At 39.6% G+C, this 273-nt stretch carries 1 protein-coding gene; it reads right to left on the bottom strand.

From position 1 onward, the window contains the following. Positions 1–29: 29 nt before the first annotated feature. Positions 30–273, bottom strand: a 244-nt coding sequence (locus tag RG959_RS24140) for a DUF6115 domain-containing protein (protein WP_483298927.1), incomplete at its 5' end; no start/stop codon positions are given.

The raw sequence follows: 273 nt of genomic DNA on the forward strand, positions 1-273 counted from the left end.
ATATCATACCGTTCGCCTCTAAGCAAGTATTATTCACCATTTTTTGCATACAATTTTATAATAAGCTCAACTTCTGTCTTGCCGCAGTCCAGTTGCTTTGCAATTTCGGTATTGCTTTTTCCCCTATGGTGCAATTGGAGTATCCTACTTTGCAAGGATGCTTCCACTTGATCTTCCTCAATTGGAACTGGTGGAGTATACGATGAATTCTCTTGTTCACTGTAATCATAGTTTGCTTGAGAACGAATGGGTTCATAAGCAACTCCCTTAGGT

This window comes from Domibacillus sp. 8LH (genome assembly GCF_038806185.1).
In the GTDB taxonomy this organism is placed as follows: Bacteria; Bacillota; Bacilli; order Bacillales; family Domibacillaceae; genus Domibacillus; species Domibacillus indicus_A.